Genomic DNA, 19499 nt, shown 5'->3' with positions numbered 1-19499 from the left:
CGCTCGCGGAACGGCAATCGCAGCGGACAGACGATGAAGCAGTTCGTGCAGAAAACGAGAAGCCACATGCTGGCCGCCGACACGAAGATCTACCGATTCAACTACAGAAACCGGGGTCAGGCCCTCGGGTTCATCGATTCAGCAACGAAGAAGATGGTCATGCTGCACACCGACGGAAAATTCTGGGCAGCGTGGAAACTGGGTGACAAGCAATTCCAGAACATCATCGACAAGGGATTCCTGACAGAGAACGCCGAGTGACGGACATGAAGAACCGTGACCTGATCCAGCCGGTCCTGTCCGCAGCCGGGGACTTCCCCAGTGAATGGCTGGTCTCGATTCCGGCTCTGGCGAGGCAGTCGGCGGCACGTTCCGTGTCGGTGACGGGGCCGGGGCGGCGGTAGCGCGGTCGGGTGCTGGTTGCGGGTGGCGGGGGCGGAGGACGGGCTTGGGGAGGCCACGGTGGTGCCGTCGGTGTCCCAACGGGCCACCTGCCAGGGCTGTTCACCCACAGCTGCAGTTCGATCCAGCCCTGGCGCTGCGCGCGTGCGAGGTCGTCGGGGAAAAGCTTCCAGTAGCCGTAGGCGAACACTTGCCCCGACCGCGTGGTGGCCCCAATCCAGTCGGGGCGGTCGCAGCGCACCGCGACCCGGAGCCGTACGGGCCTGCTGTCGATGTGGACGGGGTTGCGGGCCACATGCGTGACCACGTACGAGTCGTGGTCGCGGCCGACGGCATCCGCGGTGCTGACGGGCCCCACACCGCGCAAGGAATCGTGTCGGTGTTGCCGTCGAGGAGCGGCTGAGCCAGCTGGTCGGCGTCCGTGCGGCCACGGCAGAACTGCGTCCACGGGATGTTCCGCTGCCCGTTCGGCGCGACCGCGGTGAACTCCTCGGCCACCTCGGGGTCCTGGTCGAAGTCCTGGAGGATCTGCACGATGCGGCGTGCCGATGCGATCGCCTGTCCTGCGTGTTTGCTGGTCGCACGGGGACCCGAACCGCCCGTTCGGCCGGGGCGGACCGTCCCGGCCGGCGGCCGTTTGGCCACCACAACCGCAGCGACCGCGCGATGGCCTGTATCGACGGACTGGACATCCCCTTCCAGCACTACACCGACGCGACCTTCTTCGAGTTCGGCCCCGGACACCCGCGAAGCGCCGGAGCGCTCACGCTCCGAACGGCTGTGGGCCCACCCGGGACTGCGACCGTCGACCCACCTTCAGCCCACCCCGGCCACACCCCTGCTGGCCTACCGGTGGGAATACACTGACCGGGCTCTGGCCGAGCAGCTGGCCCTGGAGACGGAGGGCTACTCCGCGACCGTCGAGCCCGGCCACACCGCCGTCCGCTGCACCAACCCGACCACGGGCGCCGACGTCCTGCCGACGCTGCGCACCGAGTTCCACCGGCTGGCGCCGGACACCCTGACCGCGGCCCGCAGCGAGGTCGGCTCGTCGTTCTTCGAGGTCTCGACGGTACGGGCCACATCACCGTCGGCGACGCGAGCTGGAACGTCGAACGCGGCGACCTGTTCGTCGTGCCCTCCTGGCAGCCGCTGACCCTGGCCACCGAAGGCGGCCTGGACCTGTTCCGGTTCTCCGACGCACCGATCTTCGAACTCCTAACGGTGTCCTACTGGGGCTCGATGAGCGGGCTCAGCGTGCGGTGCGCGATCCTCAGTCCCTGCTGGACCTTCTCAGGGGTGCCGCCCCACACCGGGTCCTCGTGTTCGACGGAGACTGTGCCGGTATAGCCCAGATCGTGGAAGCGGTCGATGACGCGGCGCCAGTCGACCTGCCCCAGACCTGGTACGCGGTAGCGCCACCAGCCCGTTGCCCAGGGGTCGCCACCCTTGTCGACGATGCCGAAGTGGCCGTAGCGGTTGCGCTTTGCCGGGAACAGCTCCACATCCTTGGCCTGAGTGTGGATGATCCGGTCGAGGTACGGCTCGATGGTCTCAAGGGGGTCGATGCCGATCCACATCAGGTGCGAGGGATCCCAGTTGAGGTAGAAGCCCAGGTCGAACATCCACTCCCACAGCTCGGGCGAGTAGGCGAGGTTCCCCGGGTATCCGTCGGGGTGCCAGCCCTCCATCACGCAGTTCTCGATGACGATCTTCACGCCACGCTCGCCCGCGTGCTCCACCAGCTCGGGCAGCACCTTCTCGCCCTCGCGCAGGTTCTGCAACACGCTCAGGCGCGGGTCGCGGCCGATGAACGTACCGACCGAGTCCACGCCGAGGCGGGCCGCCGTGTCGATCGCGTGCTTGAGGTGGGTGCGGATCGACTCGCGGGTCGCCGGGTCCGGGTGCAGGTTGTTCTCGTAGTACGCGAGTGAGCTGATCGTCAGTCCGGTGCGTTCGAGGAGTTCACGGGTGCGCTGCTCGTCGGCGTCCGTGAAGTCGGCGACCGGCAGGTGCGAGGCCTCGAAGTCGCGGCCACCCGCACTGGGCCACACCGCCACCTCGAGGGCCTGGTAGCCCTCTGCCACGGCCCAGTCGGCGATCTCGTCCAGGGGCAGGCCGGGCAGGCAGGCCGTCAGGAATCCCAGCTTCATCGCAGGTGTCCTCCGTGCTCTTCGGTCGGGTCGTGTGTCGGTTCGTCGGTGGGTGACGCATCGTCGACGGGTGTCCATGCGCGGTGTGCCGCCGAGGTCATGACCGCGTCGACCAGGCGGGCCGAGCGCAGCCCGTCCCGTACCGTCGGCAGGCCCTCGGGGTGGCTGCCGCGGACGGCCGTGTAGGTCTCTTTGACGAAGTTCTCGAAACACTCCGGGTAACCCTGCGGGTGCCCCGCCGGTACGACCGAGAGGCGGGCGGCGTCGGGCGAGTTGACGGACGGGTCACGCACCAGCGTCTCGGTCCGGTCCGGACGGCCCAGCCACAGGGACTCGGGGAGCTCCTGGTCGAAGACGGCACTGGCGTGCGCCCCGTCGAGCTCGAACCACAGCCGGTTCTTCCGGCCCGCCGACACCTGGGAGACCGTCACCGACACCAGTACCCCCTCGGTCGTACGGCCGACGACCGCGAGGGCGTCCTCCGTCGTGACCGTGACGCGGGCCGCGTCGGAGGAGGCCCCGTTGCCGAACGTCGGGCCGCCGACGCGGGGCCGGTCGGCCACTGTCGTGGTCGTCTCGGCGAGCAGTTCGGCGACCCGGACCCCGGCCACCCATTCGACCAGGTCGAACCAGTGCGACCCGATGTCGGCGAACGCCCGCGAGGCGCCGACGGCCGCCGGATCCACCCGCCGCGACACGGGCCCGCAACTCGCGGACCATGGGGTGGTAGCGGTAGACGAACGGCACGGCGACGATCCGGCCCGCCGACTCGGCCGTATCCACGAGGTGTTGGGCGTCGGTCGCGGTCGTCGCGATCGGTTTCTCGCAGATGACGTGTTTGTCTGCCCGCAGGGCGGCGACCGCCTGAGCGACGTGCAGGTGGTTGGGGGTGCAGACGTGGACGACGTCGATCGTGTCGTCGCTCAGGACGGCGTCGAGGTCCGGGTATCCGACATCGACCTGCCAGCGTTCGGCCGCCGCGAGGCTGCGCTCGGCCGTGGAGGACAGGACGCCGACGACCTCGGCCCCGCTCGCGCGTGCGCTGCGCAGATGGACGTCGCCGATCATGCCCGCGCCGAGGACGGCGACCCGCAGGTGCGGGGTGCGCCGCGCCCGGCGGGCCGCGCTCGCTGTGACGGGTGTGGACCGGGCGGGGGTGCCGTCGGTGGAGGGCGCGTGCGGGGAGTGCCCAGCGGGAGCCGTCATGTCTGGCCCTGCCTTTCGATGCGCGCGGCGTGATCGCCGACCGCCGGCCGCGCCCGGGCCCCCTCCACGACGGCCCTTCCCGCCCGCAGAGCGGCAATGGGATCGGCCGCCTCGTCCAGCTCGACGAGGACGATGTCGGCGCCGGGAGTACGGGACATTGCGTCGGCCCACGCCCTCCAGTCCACGATGCCGGTGCCCAGTTCGGTCATGTAGGGCTGTTGCTGGGCGAAGACCGTGTCGTCGATGGTGAGTTCGACGTCGATCGGCTTGACGGCGTCCTTCCAGTGCGCGAGCGCGATGCGCTGGGAGTGGCGGCGCGCCACGGCGACGGGGTCGCCTCCGCCGAGCGCGATGTGGCATGAGTCGGGGCACAGCCACACGTAGCGCGGATCGGTCAGCGCCATGAACAGGTCGATGTCCCTCTCGTACCAGAGGGTGCTGTTGGACTCCGTGTGGAAGGCGAGCTTCACGCCGTAGCGGGAGACGGCCTCGCCGACCACATGGGCGATGTCGGCCATCCGGGTCATGTACGCGGCGTCCACGAAGAAGGGCGGACGCGTCCCGAACGTCGTCCGCATCGGCAGTCCGGCGACGAGCAGTTCCGCCCCCACCTCGGAGAGGAAGGCGGCGCGTCGCTCGGCGTCGGCGACGATCGCGGGCCGGTTGCCGCTCTGCCGCCAGTCGGGGGCGTCGCTGCCGGCGACGAACGCGCTCACCACGGACAGGCCGCGGGTTGCCAGCTCGCGGCGGAAGGAGGCCGCGCTGCCGAAGGCGCGCAGAGCCGAGTCGATGTCGCCGGGTGCGAAGGTCAGTTCCAGGCCGGTGACCCCGGCCTCCGCCAGCGCGTCCATCACGCGTTCCCAGAAGGGCCGGGGATGGTCGCGGGCCCAGTCGCGCAGCGCGTCGGCGGAGTCCAGTCCCCAGAAGTCCGGGTGGTAGAAGGTGATGACGTCGGTCGCGAAACGGGGTGCCGGCGGATCCAGCGGTGTCATGCGGCGCCTCCGCGGGCGTTGTAGACGGTGACGCCTTCCGCGTCCACGGCGTCCCGGTAGCCGCGGAACACGGCGAGCGCCTCGTCCCGCAGCACATCCCGTACGACCTTGATGCCGCGTGCCTCGAACTGCTCGGCCCAGTCCGCGCCGAGCGGGCCCTCGTCGAAGGTCGTGATCTCCTCCAGGTCCGGCCCCTCACCCGCGACCACGAGACCACGCACCCCGGACCACATCGTGGCGCCGTAACACTGCACGCACGGACGCCAGTTGACGACCAGCTCGTGCGCCGGCGCGCCCTCGCCGCCGAGGTCCCAGCCGCCGGTCGCCGTCTGGGCGAGGCCCAGCGCGACCACCTCGGCGTGCGCGCTGGAGACACCGGAGGTGAGTACGACGTTCACGCCGACCGAGATGATCCGGCCGGTGTCCTGCTCGGCGACGAGTGCCGCGAACGGACCGCCGTTGCCCTCACGCCAGTTGCGTTCGGCGAGGCGGTGCACGAGGCGCATCCGGCCCTCGCGGTCGGGGATGACGGCAGGCACGTCGGCGAGTTCGTCGTCGATCCACGCGGGTAGCGCCACGCGGTATTCCTTCTGGATGTCGATCACGGTTCTCGTTCCCTCTCAGTGGGCGGCGGGCGCGGTGATGTGTTCGGCGACGGCGCGCGCGGCCCGTACGGCGGTCACCGCGCCGGCCAGCGTGACGTTGGCGGCCATCGCGGTGGGGATCACGCCGTTGCCCGCGAGATACAGGTTGTCGAAGCCCCACACCCGGCCGTCGGGGTCGCACACGCTGGTGCCGTCATCGGCACTGCCTGCCCGGACGGTGCCGGTCTGGTGCAGTGACGAGCCGGGCGGGAGCAGGGCCAGTTCGGTCTCGGGATCGAACGTGCCGAACTCCTCGGCGAGCGACCGGACTTGCTCAAGTGCCCGGCTGATCAGCTCGCGGTCGGCGTGGGAGTAGCCGAACTCGACGGTGAACCGTGGCATCCCGGCGAGGTCGGTGTCCGACTCCGAGAAGACGAGCCGGTTCTCGGGGCGGGACTCGACGGGGGCGTACAGGGACAGGCCCACGGAGTGCGCCAGGGGGCGGCCGGCCTCGTCCACGTACGTGCGGTTCATGATCTGGCCGTGGAACGGCTGTGCCGCTCCGTTCTGCGGCAGCCAGAGCGAGTCCGTGGCGAACTCGCCGGGGAGCGGCAGGGGCAGGGCGTCGAGGCCGATGCCGAACCGGTCGAGGTCGAGCAGCACCCGGGCGCTGATGAACGCGTGCTCGTTGAGGTGACGCCCCAGTGCCGTGGGCCGTATGCCGGAAGCGAACAGCAGTTGCGGGGTGCGCAGGGCGTCGGCGCACACCACCACGGTGTCCGCGGGGAGTTCGGACTCGGCGCCGTCGGCCACGCGACGCAGCCGGGCGCCGGCGACCCTGCCGCACTCGGTGACGAGAGCCGTGGCGAGGGTGCCGGTCAGGAGCGTGAAGGCCGGGTCCCCGCCCGCCGCGATCGAGGGGAAGACCGTGCCCGGAGCCGTGCGCGGCATGGGTCCCGCCGGTGTCGCGGTGACCGCCATCGGCATCGGCTGCGGCCGCCGGTCGTCCGGTCCGACGCCGTCGTAGCGTCGGCACAGCACGTCAAGTACCCGCTGCCCGACCGAGGTTGGGCCGATGGCGGCGGGCGTGACCGCGAGCAGGCGGTGCGCGGTGTCCAGATCCTTCGCCCAGCGGTCCGGGTCGCCGAAGTCGAACACCTCGTCCCCGGCGGGCCAGGGCGTCGCCGCGGTCCAGTGCACTCCCATGCCGCCCGCGTTCCACGCGAGCGCGGCAGCCGGCATCGCCTCGGCGTCCTCGCCGAAGGCGAGCGCGTGGAACATGCCGGGTGCCAGGCCGGTGATGCTGCTCGCGACGTCGCGCACCACTTCGGCGCCCGTGTACAGGCCCTGGATGCCGGTGGCGACCCGTTCGTTGTAGCGCGACCACAGAGCCGGGTCGTCGAGGTCGTGCAGGTGCAGGCCGGGGGCCGATCCGATCGGCCGGCCGCCGTCGACCATGGTGATGTCCAGCGTCGGATCGGTGTCCCGCAGCAGCCGGGCCACGACGGATCCCATGATGCCGCTGCCCACGATGAGTACGCCGGTCCTGCTGGTGCCGGTCATGGTCGGGCTCCTGTCCTGTGAAACGTGGTGTGAGGGGAAAGTGCTGGTGGGATGCGCGATCACGCGCTCGGGACGGGCGGGCCGAACAACTCGGTGTCCATGTGGTCGAGCACGAACTTGACGGCGCCGATGAGCGGGCCGTCGGAGCCCAGTACGGTGGCGCGCAGTTCGACGGCGGGGGTACGCGCGCCGTGCATCGCCTCGCGCACCCGGGGCAGCAGCACATCGGCCGCGTCCTCCAGCCCGCCGCCGAGCACGATGAGCGACGGCGCGACCGTCCACGACAGGGTGGTGAGGATCGACGCGATGTTCTCCACGAACTCGTCGACCTCCGCGAGCGCCGCCGTATCGCCGGCCCGAGCCGCGGCGAAGCGGCCGAGCGCGACACGCCGCCGGGCCGGATCCGGTGAGGTCAGCCACGCCACGGGACGGTCCTCGACCGAGCCGGCCGGCAGCGACACCGCCTCGGCGATCTCGCCCGCGGCGCCCTCGAAACCACGGTGTACGTCCCCGCGTATGAGGATGCCCAGACCGGTCCGGTTCCCGAGCATCGCCCATACGACGTTGTCGTGGTCACCGGCCGCCCCCCGCCAACGCTCGGCGAGCGCACCGAGATTGGTGTCGTTGTCCGCGAACCACGGCACACCGACGCGCCGCCCGAGTTCCTTGGGCAGGTGCACGCCCTCCCATCGCGTGGTGTGCACCAGACGCCGTACGACGCCGTCGTCGTCGATCGCGCCACCGCTCGCGATCGCGCCGGCCCGCAGCCGGTCGGCCGACCCGCGCGCGTCGTCGAGCGCCTGCCGCACCAGCGCCGCCGCGTCGTCGAGCGTGGCCTGCGGATCCTGGTAGGCGCGCAGCGGCCGGTGCGCCCGGCCGACGATGCGGCCACGCACGTCGGCGACGACCGCGGACACGTCCAGGGTGGTGACGCGCACAGCCGCCAGCAGCGCGTGGTCGGCCCGCAGTTCGTACCGGCGAGCGGGGCGCCCGGCGCAGCCGCTCACCGGCACCCGGTCGAGTTCGCTCACCCAGCCCGCGTCGACGAGTGCGTCCAGGACGACTTCGATGGTGCGGCGGGACAGGCCGACCCGTTCGGACAGCTCGGCCAGCGTCATCGGCTCGGCGGACACCGCCAGCGCGCGAAGGATCACCGAGGTGTTGACCCGCCGGACGGCGCTCTGATTCATTCCGGGCATCAGCACGCCTCCGGTGTAACGGACCCCGCCACCACCGGGTCGTACACGCCCGTGGTGTCGGCCGTAGGCGCCGCCCCGGGCCTGCCGTATTCGCGAGCGGGGTCGCCGAGCCTCCCGGTCGCCGGCTCCCAGGCCGGCGACCGGCCGTGGACGAACGCGGCCAGGTCGGCGTGCATGGACGTGGCGAGTTCCGAGGGCGGCTGTGTTCCAAGGGCCTCGGCGGTACCCGGCGCGTCGAGTACGTCGAAGAAGAACGGGATGTCGGCGCAGTGCACGGCTCCACCGAGTACGGGGGAGAGCCATTCGAAGGAGTACAGCCAGGTGCCGGCGGTTGCGTCGCGACGCGAGGCCGCCGCGCGCGGACAGGCGGCGCGGAACAGAGTGTCCGTCAAACGGGTGCCCGCCGCGCGAGCGGCGGCGCTGCCGATGCCCCGGGCGCCGCCGTCGAACTCGTCGCCCGTCGCGCCGAGCAGCAGCGGCACACCGTGCCCGTACACGGCCAGTCCCTCGGCGACGGGCATGGGAAGGACGTCGTCGCCGACGACCGGACCGAGCACGAGCGGGCCGTCGTCGCCACGTTCGCTCCGCAGCAGACGGACGCCTTGCTGAACGCTTTCCACCGTGAGGCCGCCGAAGCCGTCGCGCGTCGGCGGCACGCCGAGCCGGTCACCGAGCCGCCCGGCGAAGTAGCGCACGGCGTCCGCGTCCACCTCGAAGAAGCCGCCGGACACACTGACCGCTCGGTGGAAGCGACCACTGCCGAGGGGCGAGGAGAGCAGCGCGAGCACCACCCCGCCTCCGGCCGACTGGCCGGCGACGGTGACCCGGCCCGGGTCACCGCCGAAAGCCGCGATGTTCTCCCGCACCCAGTCGAGCGCGAGCAGCAGGTCGCGCAGCCCGAGGTTCGGGGGTACGCCGTCCAGCGGGGCGAACCCGTCGACGCCGAGCCGGTAGCCAGGCGTCACAGTGACGATTCCGTCGCGGGCGAAGGCGCGACCGTCGTACCACGGACTGGCCGGGCTGCCCGCGAGGAAGCCGCCGCCGTGAATCCACACCAGCACCGGGCATGACACACCGTTCGCGGGGGCGACCACACTCAGGTTCAGTACGTCGTCACCCGGCACCGACGGCTCAGGAATGGTGGTCGTGGCGAACAGCGGCACGCGCTGCGAGGTGGCACAGTGCCGGGACGCGTCGAACGGCTGCGTGAACCGGCCGCGTGGCACCGGCGCCGCGAACCGCCGTGCACCGACGGGTGCTTCGGCGAACGGCACGCCGAGGAAACGCCGAACCCGGCCGGTGCGGCGGCCGATGATCGTACCCACAGGAGCCTCCACCACGTCCACCACATGCACCGCGGTCACCGCATTCCCGTGCCGGAGATGCCCTGCACGAAGAAGCGCTGCAGGAAAAGGAAGAGGACGAGGACCGGCAGCATCACGACGATCGCGCCGGCGAGCATCAGGCCGTAGTCGGTGACGTGCGCGGCGGCCTGGCTGGTGGCGGCGAGGCCCACCGGCAGCGTGTAGCTGGAGGTGCTCTGGGCGACGATGAGAGGCCAGATGAAGTTGTTCCACGAGTAGAGGAACGACATGATCGTGATCGTCGCGACGGCGGGGCCCGCAAGCGGCAGAAAGATCCGGAAAAAGATCCGGAACTCGCCCGCCCCGTCGATCCGGGCCGCTTCCAGTAGTTCGTCGGGGACCGACAGGGCGTACTGCCGCATGATGAACACGGACAGCGGCAGCGCCGCACCGGGCAGGGCGATACCGGTGAGGGTGTCCGCCAGGCCCAGGTCGACGGTGATCACGAACTGGGTGACGAACACCGTGGTGAACGGCACCATCATCGCCGCCATGACCGCGCCGAACGCGATCCGCTTGCCCGCGAAGTCCAGCTTGGCGAGCGCGTAACCCGCGGCCGACGCCGCCACGATGTTGCCGGCGACGACGATGACCGCGACCACGATGCTGTTGACCAGGAACCGGCCGAAGCCCTCGGTCTGGAACAGTCGTACGAAGTTGTCGAGGGTGACGTGGTGCGGAAGCCAGGCTCCGGGGTCGGAGCGGATCTCGCCGAGGCTGCGCAGCGAGCCGCTGAGCACCCAGACGAACGGCAGCATCGTGAGCAACGCGCACAGCACGAGCGCGCCGTACAGCAGGGGACGGGCGACGGACCGGCGGCGCATGTGCGTCCGTTCGCCTGTCATCTCGGCATTCCGCGGTGCGGCGATCGTGGTCATGCGCGGGGCCTCAGCATTCGGAACTGGACGATGCTCACCAACGTCACGAGCAGGAGCATCACGAAGGACGCCGCCGAGGACACGCCGAACTCGCCGACGCCGAACTCGTGGTAGGTGTACAGCGCCACCGACTCGGTGGACCCCAGCGGGCCGCCGTTGGTGAGCAGATACGGCTCGTCGAACACCTGGAGGTAGAAGACGGTCAGCAGCACCGACACCATCAGCGTGGTCGGCATCAGCAACGGCAGGGTGATGTGCCTGAGCTGACGCCACCGGCCGGCCCCGTCGAGGGAGGCGGCCTCATACACGTCCTGCGGCACCGCCTGCAGGCCTGCGAGGAACAGCACCATCGCGATGCCGAAGTTGCGCCAGACGCCGAGGGCGATGACCACGGGCATGGCCAGGTGCGTGTCGTCCAGCCAGTTCGGCCCGGCGAAACCGATGGCACCGAGCACCTTGTTGACGGTGCCGTTGGTGTTGAAGGCGTACTGCCAGATCATGGCGACGGCCACGACGTTCGTGACGACCGGTGCGAAGAAGACGGTACGGAAGGTGCCGCGCAGCCGCCGGATGCCGGAGTTGAGCGCAAGGGCGAGCGCGAATCCGAACCCCATCGTCAACGGCACACCGACGGCCACGAACAGGACGGTGTTGAGGATGTCCCGCAGGAAGCTCGAGTCTTCCAGCAGCCGGAGGTAGTTCTGGATTCCGGTGAAGTCGACGGCGAGCGGATGCCGCAGGTCCGTGCCGTGCAGATCGGTGAGGCTGAACCCGAGCGCGGCGACGGTGGGTATCGCCGTGTAGAGCAGGAACACCAGGGCGAACGGTGCGAGGAACAGCCAGGCGACAGCGGTTCGCCGGGCGCCCCGGGGCCGACGCGCACCGCGCGGCGTCGCCGGCCCGATGGTGGCGGTCATCCGGGGATCACCCCTTGCCCGTGCCGAGACTCTCGGCGTACGCCTGGACGTTGGCGGCGGCCTTCGCGGCGGTCCCCTTGCCCTTGGCCACGGTTTCCATCTCCTTGCCCAGCCGGGTGGCGACCTGCTGCCAGGTGCTCACCTGCGGGAACGGCCGGGTGTTCTTCAGCTGCGTGAGGAAGGCGTCCAACAGCGGCTGGCCCGCGATGGCCGGGTTGGCCCAGGCGGAAGCGACGGCCGGCAGCGAGCTGTACGCCTTGTACTGCGCGACCTGGGTGCTCGGCTTGGAGACGTACCGTATGAGCTTCCAGGCCGCGTCCGCATTGCCGCTGTCGGCGAGCACGCCCCAGCTGCCCCCGGCGGAGAAGGAGACGCCGCCCGACGATCCGGCCGGCAGGGGGGCGGTGGCGACGTCGGAGGCTGTCCAGCCGGTTTTCTTCGCGACCGCGTCGAGCTGGCCGATGACCCACGGGCCCGTGATCATGCAGGCCGTCTTGCCCGACACGAAGTACGGCTGCGCGTCGAGGAACGTGGGACCGCTGGTGTCGGCGACGTCCGAGGTGAAGAACGACGCGTTGTACTTGATCGCGTCGACCATCGCCGGCGTGTCGAGAGTCCACTTGCCGCTGGACGAGAGCAGCGAGCCGCCCGCCTGCCACGCGTACATCGCGACGTCCTGGCCGTTGAAGATGTCCCAGCCGATGTCCGCACCGAGCCCGTGCCCGGCTCCGGCGCGCTGCAATGCCTTGAAGAACGGCACCATGTCGTCCCACGTCGTCGGTGCCTTGACACCCGCCTGCTTGGCGAGGTCGGAGCGGTAGACGAGCGCATAGGTGTAGGCGTACCAGGGCACCGTGTAGGCGACGCTCTTCACCACACCGGCGTCCCACAGACTCGTGAAGAAGGCGGACGGGTCGACGAGACCGTCCGGGACGGGCCGCAGTATGGACGGATCGAGGAACTGCGCCTGCGACTCGGGGAAGAACTGGGCGACATCGGGCCCCTTGCCCGCCGCGACCGCCGACTGGAGCTTTGTGTAGTACTCGGCGTTCGGGATCAGCGTGAACTTCACCGTGAGCTTGGGGTTCGCGGCCTTGAATGGCTTGATGACCTTGTCGAGCACGTTGGCATCGCCCTGGGCGGCCCAGACGTTGACGGTTCCCCTGGCCGGGGAGTCGTCGACGGGCTTGGCAGTGGCGGCGGTAGCAGCGTTGTCACTGCCGCGACCGCAGCCTGCCAGGGCGAAGCTGCCGAGGAGAGCTGTGCCGGTGGTCAACCGTAGGACACCGCGTCTGGAGGGATGAGACACGCTGGGCTCCTGTTTCCATGGGCGCTGAGCACAAAGGGGGATTTCGGGGAAAGTAGCGATTTCGGTCCGATGGGACGTGGTCGGCGTTTGATGAGCCTTTACGGCGTGGCAGTGACCGTAGGGGTGACGGGTTGCGGTGGCATCGCGGATCCGTCACGGTGAAATTTCGGAACTTGTAGCAAAATCCCTCTGTGTCGCATCCGTGCTGGTCACGGTCCTGTATTTGTCGTCAAGCTGTCCTGTCCTGTTGCGGCACCCCGCCCGACCCGCGGCAGGTGGACGGGGCACGGACACCTTGGAACACGGCGGGCATCGCAACCAGGGCGTCACGAACGACGTCGTGATCGTCGAACGGCCCGGACAGCTCCACTCCCTGGTGGCCCGGCATCCCGTGGCGCAGCACCAGAACCTCGCAACCCCGTATCTTCACGCGCGCGGGTGCGGAAGAACCCGATCTCCGGGACGTCGCCCTCGACCGCCTCGGAGAAGATCTTTCCGGCTGCCGGGCCGTCGAGCTGGAAGCGGTAGTTCACCCGCTTGCCCGACGGGTCCGATCGAGCAGGTGTCCGCCACCAAGAGTGGCCAGGTCCACGTCGGATGGCTGCCGGTGCCGCGACGAGCAGCGCGCGTGGGGCGAGACCGCCGTCCTCTTCCAGCAGACGCACCACAGTGAGCGATTCCGTCCAAGCCCTGTCGTTCGCCCCCGGTACGGACACGCTGTACGTGGCGAGTGACCATGTTTTGTCTCAGACCTACAAGGCGTCGCCGCAAGCAGTGGCGGCCACGGTGTGCACACGCGCCGACGGCGGCCCTTCTCCACGGGAATGGCATCAGATGATTCCCGAGGTGCCCTACCGGAGGCTTTGCTGAGCTCGTCCCACCGCCTGGCCATGCCGGGACGGGACATTCCGATTGCGTACCTCCATCCGCGATCCGGATGTCCCGTTCGCACCCGGCCGGGAAGGTCATTCAGAATCCCTGACGGCCAAGGCCGACTGGTGGCGGGCAGGCGCGGCCGACAACTCCCGGGTTCCCGGCCGTTCTCGTTCGAGATGGTGGATGGGTGCAGGACGCGGCCCGCCGTGCCGTGTGACGCTGCTCGCAGGGGCGGTGGCGCGCGAGCCGGACGCACACGGGAGGCGATGTGGACCCCGACAGTCGCAAGACGCCGCAGCACGGGACCGGACACGGGGCGGTGCTGCGCCGCAGAGCCTTCCTGGAGGCGTGTGCGGGCGCCGGGCTCGTCTCGGCGACGGTCGGCGCCTGCGACCCTTCCTCTATCGCCCGCGACCACCGAGCGGCAGCTTCGCATCTGCCCGAGACGGAACTGGGTCGTCCGGGTACACCCGACTGGCGGATCCAGTCGCAAGGCCCCGCGACGGCCGTCGTCGGCTACGCCGACCAGGTGAGTGTGACGCCGGGCGAGGAGTGCGGTCTGTACGTCTCCACGACCGCCTCGTCCTTCCGCGTCTCGGCTTTCCGGGTGGGCTGGTACGGCGGCGCGGAGGCCCGGCTCGTCTGGTCGTCCGGGCGGATACCGGGCGGCGTCCAGCCGGAGCCGGTCTTCCTGACCGACACCCGCACGGTCCGCGCGGACTGGCGGCGCACCCTGAGTCTCGGGACGGCGGGCTGGCCCGAGGGCGCGTATCTGCTGCGGCTCGACACAGAGGACGGCCACCAGCGCTACGTCCCGCTGATCGTGCGCTCAGCGCAGGGCACCGGCCGAACGGTGCTCATACACGCGCCCGCCACCTGGCAGGCCTACAACCAGTGGGGTGGCTACAGCCTCTACGCGGGCTCCTCCGGGGCGTACGCCGGACGGTCCCTCGCCGTGAGCTTCGACCGGCCCTACGACTCCGACGGCGCGGAGAAGTTCATGGTGTACGAGCGGGCGCTGGTGGTCCTCGCCGAACGGCTCGGCATCCCTCTCGCCTACACCACCGGCGTCGACGTGCACCGAGACCCGAAGGTCCTGCACGGGGCAGCCGCCATCATCTGCCTCGGCCACGACGAGTACTGGACCCCGGAGCAGCGCCGGCACGTCAGCATGGCCCGCGACGGCGGCACCAACGTCGCCTTCCTGGGCGCCAACACCTGCTTTCGCCGGATCCGCCTGGAGCACGGCGGCACACGGCCCGACCGCACGGTGGTCTGCTACAAATCCTCCTTCCGGTCGGACCCCTGCTACACCACCCACCCCTCCTTGGTGACGACGGACTTCCGCCAGTTCCCCGCCCCTGACCCGGAGTCCTCGCTGACGGGCGTGCTCTACGAGGGCTATCCGACGGACGCGCCCTATGTCGTCCACGCAGCGGATCACTGGCTGTACGAGGGAACAGGTGTACGCCCCGGCGACGGCTTCGACCATCTGGTCGGCGCGGAATACGACCGGGTCACCCCGGGCGCGCCCGTCCCCGAGCCCCTGGAGATAACGGCCCATTCCCCTCTGGTCTGCAACGGAAGCCGCAGCAACAGCGACTCGGCGTACTACACCGCGCCAAGCGGCGCGGGCGTCTTCGCGACCGGGACCATGCGATGGGTGGAAGCCCTGATGGCCGGAACCCCCGACGGGGGACGCGACCACCATATGGACTCCCGTACCCGCGCATTCGTCACCCGCACGACAGAGAACCTCCTGCACGCCTTCGCGCAAGGCCCCGCCGCCCGTCGTCGGCCCGCACCGCGTCCGAACCTGTCGGAGGTGTACAGGGGCAGAGCATGAGGAAACGACCCTCGTCAGCCTGCTTCACGAGCCGTGTGACCTGCACTCTGTCGGGGCGATCAGTCCGGGTGACCGCGCGAGAGCCGGCTTGTCTGCTGTCTCATTCCTCCTACGCCAGGCCGCACGCCTCCCTGACCGGGGAGCCGTACGCATGTGCCGTCCAGTGGATCTCCACGCACGGTCTGAACGACGGTCTTGTCCCCAACGCCCCGCCCTGCCGCCAGCTCGCCGAAGCCGCGGTCCTGGCCCCCTTGCCAATCCCCGCGTCATTCCCCCGCTGACTCCCGGTCGGCACCCTTTACGCGCTTGAGGGAACGGAGCCGTCGAGCGACCGCAGCAGCGACATTCCAGAGATGCGGCCGTAGGCCTCGGCAGGCCGGAGAATCAACCGGCTCGCCGATCCTGACGCAGGCGACCAGTGGCCGGCCGGCCGCCTGGTCAACGCCTCATCTCACCATCGGACTTGCGCCCCAGCGCCGCACCGCCGGCCGAGAGGCCGAGCCGCCCGGCGCCCCCGAAGCCGGTGCGGGGCACATCCTCCACGCCGACACCCGGTGACGGCGGATTCCAGTGATCATCGCAACACGGTGATCATTGCAGTGCTGCGACGAGCTCAGCGAAGAAGTCTGCGGGGGTCTGCCGGCCGAGGGTCCTGTGGGGGTGGCTGTCGAGTTCGGCGGCGACGAAGGCAGGGTTCTCTGCGCTGAAGATGGACAGGTCGGTGCTGTTCGGGAAGTACTGGCGCAGCAGGCCGTGCAGGAGTGCTTCGCGGACGTTCTCGGCGGAGTGGCTGTCGGGGAGGTGGAGGACCTTGACGTAGCGGGTGGTGCGGTCGACCAGGGTTCCGATCGCGGAGCGGTTGGCGGTGCCGACGATGAGGTCGCCTTCCCGGTGTCCGGCGACCGCGCGGTCGTCAACTTCTGCCGGTCGGTGGCTGATCAGCGTTCCCGGGGCGATGAACCGGGTGGCGCGCTGAGCAGCGCGCCGGTGTCGCCGGCGCGCGGGTCGGCCGGTGCGCATGGTGCCGGCTGTGCGCTCGAGGTCCCCGCGGTGCGGAAGGTAGACGGCCTGGTAGATGGTCTCGTGCGCCAGGTGACGGTCGGGTTCGTCCAAGAAGGCCGCGCGCAGGGCCTGGCAGATCTGCACCGGGCTCCAACGCCGGTCCAGGCGCTGCTGGATGAACTCCTCCAGCTCCGGATCACGCCGTATCTTCCGTCCCTTGAAGCGGGCGCAGCGTACGGACGCCCGGCGCTGGGCCTGGATGGGGTGGTACATACCGGTGCGCGGGTCGCGGTTACGGCCAACCTCCAAGCTGATCGTGGCCGGGTGCCGGCCAAGTTCTCGGGCGATGGCTCGCAAAGACTTCTTGGCCCGCAACAGGTCGGCGATGACGATCCGCTCGTCCTCCGACAAGAACCGCTCGGAGACCGCGTCGGCTTCCCGCACCTCGGTGATCGGCAGGCAGACGCGCACGTTGCCGGCCCGGCCGACGACCTTCCTTCCGTACCTCCAGCGGTTTCCGGTCTTGCGGTTGATTCCAGCCCTCGGCACGCGGCCGAGTTGCTCATTGCCTGTGCCATGAGGCGGAGGTATTGATCACGCTTCTCGGAAAGCGGGGCAGGTCCGGGCTTCTTCGGCTTCCGACGCGGCTTGGTCATCGCAACAACCCCAAAGGTCAGGTGTGGCAACCACCTCCAGAACCCAAGCCGCCTTGGTGGGGCCCTCCGTCGGCGTCGGTGGGCCTATGGCGTGGGGCGTCGTAGAGTGCGTCGACCTTCTCCGGGATGGCGACGTACTCGTCGGTGACGGTGCGGTCGGCGCTCCGGGCGTGAGCACGTGTCATGGACAGAGACCTGTGGCCAAGGAGTGCGGCGATGGCCTCCAAGGAATCGCCGCCGTGGATGGCCCGGGTGGTCAGGGTATGGCGGAGCTGGTGCCGGGTGACTCTGCCCAGTCCGGCTGTTCGGCGGCGTTGGTGAACTGCGGCCTCGATGCGCGAGGCGTTGACCGGGCGGCCGTGGCCGGTGGACAGGGAGTCCGGTTTGCGGCGGGGCTCGGGGGAGGTGCGGGTGCGCAGCGTGGCCGCTGCAGGGCGGTCGGTCGGTCTGTTCCGGCAGCGGGCGTCTTTGCTCGTCGGCGGGCTTGAAGCGGCGTCTCCTGGGGTGGCTGTCTGGGCCGGTCCGTGGCAGGGCCGGGTTGCGCTGGAGTGCGCTCCAGGCCGTAGCGTCGCCCACAGCGGATCGCACCCGGCTCCGCTGCCCGATGGCTCCTACGGGATGCGGGGCGGCGGGATCTGCTGCCGAATGGATGAGGGTTGGGTGCGGGCCGGACAGTGAAGCGTGTGGGCAGAAAGGCTGGGACAAGGCATGCAGAAGCGCAGTCTGAGGGAGCTTGAGGTATCGGCGATCGGCCTGGGGTGCATGGGCATGTCCGCCTTCTACGGGTCCGCTGACGAAAAGGAGGGGATCGCGACGATCCGGCGCGCCCTCGATCTCGGCGTGACCTTCCTTGACACCGCGCAGATGTACGGGCCGCTGACCAACGAGTCGCTGGTCGGCGAGGCGGTCCGGGGGCGCCGCGAGGAGTTCGTGCTGGCGACGAAGTTCAACTACCGGATGGACAACGCCCGCCCGGGCGACATCAGTTCGGTCGGTCCGCAGGACGGTTCGGCCGCGCACGTGCGCAGCTCGGTCGAGGGGTCCCTGCAGCGCCTGGGGACCGACCACATCGACCTGTACTACCAGCACCGGGTCGATCCGCAGGTGCCCATCGAGGAGACGGTGGGCGCGCTGGGCGAACTGGTCGCCGAGGGCAAGGTGCGCTGCATCGGCCTGAGCGAGGCGAGCGCGCAGACCATCCGGCGTGCCCATGCCGTGCATCCGATCACGGCTGTGCAGAGTGAGTACTCGCTGTGGTCGCGGGACGTGGAGGCCGAGGTGTTGCCCGCCTGCCGAGAGCTGGGCATCGGTTTTGTGCCGTACTCGCCGTTGGGCCGCGGTTTCCTTGCCGGCCGGTTCACGACGCCCAGCGAGCTGGATGCGGACGACTGGCGCCGTCACAACCCTCGTTTCGAGGACGCCAACCTGGAGGCGAACCTGCGGTTGGCGGCCAAGGTGAAGGAGATCGCCGCGGAGAAGGACGTGACCCCGGCGCAGCTTGCGATCGCCTGGGTGCTGGCTCAGGGCGAGGACCTGGTGCCGATCCCGGGCACCAAGCGCCGTACCTACCTGGAGCAGAACGCCGCGGCGGTGGGTATCGCGCTGACCAGGGAGGATCTGGCCCGCATCGACGCGGAGCTGCCCGAGGCGGCGGGGGAGCGGTACGACGAGGCGGGGATGCGGTCGGTCAACCGCTAGCGCAAGTTGTGAAATAGGCGGGGCCCGCGTGGTGCGGCCGGTGGCGGCCGGGGGTGTCGAGGCGCTTCAGGGCATGGGGGCACGCGGGCAGGTCTCCTGTCGTGGTGTCCAAGCCCTTTCGCCGGAGGGTGCAGTGGAGCCGGCTGAGCGCTGAGCGCACTGCTTCGTGGGACCCCATCGGGGTGAAGGCGCTCGTGTTCGCGGCTGGCGTCGCGTCGCTCGTGTGGGCGCGGGCGCGGCGGGAGCGTACTTGCCTGTGCGGGGGGCCGTGGAGCGGCAGATCTTTGCCAAGGTGCGGCCTTGCCTCTCGATGCCACGAGCAGTTCTCCAGCGGAGATTCCTTCTCTCCGCGGGGGCTCCTATGTGTCTGGTTCAAGGTCAGGGGTCAGGTTGGACGGCGTGACGACTTGGTTCCGCACCTACTACGAGGGCGAAGATCTGTGGCTGTACTTCGAGGCCGATGACGAGGGCTGGGCATGGCGTCAGGTTGAGGTGCGGGGAAAGGACTTGCAGCCGGTGACGGCGGCGTCTTTGGCCGAGGTTGTGCACTTGCGTGACCACGCCGATGTCGCTGCGATGGGCCGCTATGAGCGGCGGTACGGCGTTCTCGCCGAAGGTCCCCTGGACGGCTGGCGGGATCAGCCCCAGGCAGCCGAGATCTGCGCGGAGGAGTTCGAGCAGCTTTGGACTGACGCAAGGCGGGCTCTCGGCGGCTCAGCCTGGGCGCACCCGTGACCATCCCCTCGTAGCGTGGAGCCCGTGATTGCAGGGGAAGTTGGGATTCATGGGGTCCAAGAAGAAGCCGCCGTACGACGCTGAGTTCCGTGAGGGCGCGGTGCGCATCGTGGTCGAGA

General features: G+C 69.9%; 15 protein-coding genes and 3 pseudogenes. 5 read left to right on the top strand and 13 right to left on the bottom strand.

From position 1 onward, the window contains the following. Nucleotides 1–33 precede the first annotated feature (33 nt). Together LJ657_RS46695 and LJ657_RS46690 are read left to right on the top strand one after the other, a co-directional pair. The gene (locus LJ657_RS46695; RefSeq protein WP_232655815.1) at nt 34–261 is read left to right on the top strand and encodes a colicin D domain-containing protein; all 228 of its coding nucleotides are present in this window, start codon (nt 34–36) and stop codon (nt 259–261) included. Nucleotides 262–1044: 783 nt separating this feature from the next. Next, nucleotides 1045–1623, top strand: a pseudogene (locus tag LJ657_RS46690) (cupin domain-containing protein); the annotation flags it as partial. Between the two features lie 8 nt (nt 1624–1631). Here the strand turns inward: LJ657_RS46690 and LJ657_RS46685 are convergent. From LJ657_RS46685 to LJ657_RS46635, 11 genes and pseudogenes are all read right to left on the bottom strand, one after another. Further along, nucleotides 1632–2555, bottom strand: coding sequence for a sugar phosphate isomerase/epimerase family protein (locus LJ657_RS46685; protein WP_232655814.1), 924 nt, complete (start codon nt 2553–2555; stop codon nt 1632–1634). After that, nucleotides 2552–3253 (bottom strand): Gfo/Idh/MocA family protein, encoded by a 702-nt coding sequence (locus tag LJ657_RS46680; RefSeq protein WP_232655813.1) that lies wholly within the window; start codon nt 3251–3253, stop codon nt 2552–2554. The genes LJ657_RS46685 and LJ657_RS46680 overlap by 4 nt, the downstream gene beginning before the upstream one ends. 106 nt (nt 3254–3359) lie before the next feature. Beyond that, nucleotides 3360–3623, bottom strand: a pseudogene (locus LJ657_RS46675) (Gfo/Idh/MocA family protein); the annotation flags it as partial. 134 nt (nt 3624–3757) lie between these two features. Beyond that, nucleotides 3758–4753, bottom strand: coding sequence for a sugar phosphate isomerase/epimerase family protein (locus tag LJ657_RS46670; RefSeq protein ID WP_232655812.1), 996 nt, complete (start codon nt 4751–4753; stop codon nt 3758–3760). Continuing rightward, the gene (locus LJ657_RS46665; RefSeq protein ID WP_232655811.1) at nt 4750–5358 is read right to left on the bottom strand and encodes a nucleoside deaminase; all 609 of its coding nucleotides are present in this window, start codon (nt 5356–5358) and stop codon (nt 4750–4752) included. Before LJ657_RS46665 ends, LJ657_RS46670 begins: the two co-directional genes overlap by 4 nt. Before the next feature lie 15 nt (nt 5359–5373). Then, nucleotides 5374–6900 carry a GMC oxidoreductase gene (locus LJ657_RS46660; protein WP_232655810.1) on the bottom strand — a complete coding sequence of 509 codons (1527 nt, stop codon included), beginning with the start codon at nt 6898–6900 and terminating at the stop codon, nt 5374–5376. Between the two features lie 59 nt (nt 6901–6959). Further along, a complete protein-coding gene (locus LJ657_RS46655) occupies nt 6960–8090 on the bottom strand; it encodes an ROK family transcriptional regulator (RefSeq protein ID WP_232655830.1) in 1131 nt (376 codons plus the stop codon). A gap of 8 nt (nt 8091–8098) precedes the next feature. Beyond that, nucleotides 8099–9436: a carboxylesterase family protein gene (locus tag LJ657_RS46650; protein ID WP_308117153.1), complete on the bottom strand. Its 1338-nt coding sequence runs from the start codon at nt 9434–9436 to the stop codon at nt 8099–8101. Nucleotides 9437–9459: 23 nt separating this feature from the next. Next, complete coding sequence (locus tag LJ657_RS46645; protein ID WP_232655808.1) at nt 9460–10308, bottom strand: carbohydrate ABC transporter permease; 849 nt, start codon at nt 10306–10308, stop codon at nt 9460–9462. Between the two features lie 29 nt (nt 10309–10337). After that, complete coding sequence (locus LJ657_RS46640) at nt 10338–11258, bottom strand: carbohydrate ABC transporter permease (protein WP_232655807.1); 921 nt, start codon at nt 11256–11258, stop codon at nt 10338–10340. A 7-nt stretch (nt 11259–11265) separates the two neighbouring features. After that, entirely contained in the window at nt 11266–12567 is a 1302-nt protein-coding gene (locus LJ657_RS46635; protein WP_232655806.1) for an extracellular solute-binding protein, read from the bottom strand. A 1144-nt stretch (nt 12568–13711) separates the two neighbouring features. Here LJ657_RS46635 and LJ657_RS46630 point away from each other — a divergent pair. Further along, a complete protein-coding gene (locus LJ657_RS46630) occupies nt 13712–15289 on the top strand; it encodes a N,N-dimethylformamidase beta subunit family domain-containing protein (RefSeq protein ID WP_232655805.1) in 1578 nt (525 codons plus the stop codon). A gap of 591 nt (nt 15290–15880) precedes the next feature. On the opposite strand, the pseudogene LJ657_RS46625 reads toward LJ657_RS46630, so the two are convergent. Both LJ657_RS46625 and LJ657_RS46620 read right to left on the bottom strand, forming a co-directional pair. Beyond that, a pseudogene (locus tag LJ657_RS46625) lies at nt 15881–16947 on the bottom strand (IS30 family transposase). A 17-nt stretch (nt 16948–16964) separates the two neighbouring features. Then, complete coding sequence (locus LJ657_RS46620; RefSeq protein ID WP_269787734.1) at nt 16965–17525, bottom strand: tyrosine-type recombinase/integrase; 561 nt, start codon at nt 17523–17525, stop codon at nt 16965–16967. A gap of 130 nt (nt 17526–17655) precedes the next feature. Here LJ657_RS46620 and LJ657_RS46615 point away from each other — a divergent pair, with 130 nt between their 5' ends. Beyond that, entirely contained in the window at nt 17656–18645 is a 990-nt protein-coding gene (locus LJ657_RS46615; protein ID WP_232655803.1) for an aldo/keto reductase, read from the top strand. Between the two features lie 399 nt (nt 18646–19044). Next, the gene (locus LJ657_RS46610; RefSeq protein ID WP_232655802.1) at nt 19045–19380 is read left to right on the top strand and encodes a hypothetical protein; all 336 of its coding nucleotides are present in this window, start codon (nt 19045–19047) and stop codon (nt 19378–19380) included. Nucleotides 19381–19499: the final 119 nt, after the last annotated feature.

This window comes from Streptomyces guryensis, from assembly GCF_021261325.1.
In the GTDB taxonomy this organism is placed as follows: Bacteria; Actinomycetota; Actinomycetes; order Streptomycetales; family Streptomycetaceae; genus Streptomyces; species Streptomyces guryensis.
The sequence above is the reverse complement of the archived record's forward strand: the minus strand, read 5'-3'. Positions and strand labels throughout refer to the sequence as shown.